General features: G+C 59.3%; 1 protein-coding gene. It reads right to left on the reverse strand.

The annotated features are described in order from the left end of the window. Positions 1-235: WecB/TagA/CpsF family glycosyltransferase (locus KVT44_RS61445; protein WP_368857627.1), on the reverse strand; the 235-nt coding region annotated here is incomplete at its 3' end. Between the last annotated feature and the right edge of the window lie 6 nt (positions 236-241).

The raw sequence follows: 241 nt of genomic DNA on the forward strand, positions 1-241 counted from the left end.
GCTTTCCGAGTCGAGCCGCAAGCGCGGTACCCAAGATATCCTGCTTAGGAGTTCCCAGACCTACCCACACAACGTCACTGTCACCCTTCGCCGCTTTCGCAGCGCAGTCTTGGATGTATTGCTCGTCGACTGGGGCGAATGGCGGGGAGTATGACCCGACAATGATCGCGGCTGGATATCGGCGCACGAGCTCAGCCTCAAGCCGAGTCAACGTCTCTGGCGTTGAACCCAGCAGGAAGTG

The organism is Streptomyces sp. GbtcB7, assembly GCF_019091445.1.
In the GTDB taxonomy this organism is placed as follows: domain Bacteria; phylum Actinomycetota; class Actinomycetes; order Streptomycetales; family Streptomycetaceae; genus Streptomyces; species Streptomyces mirabilis.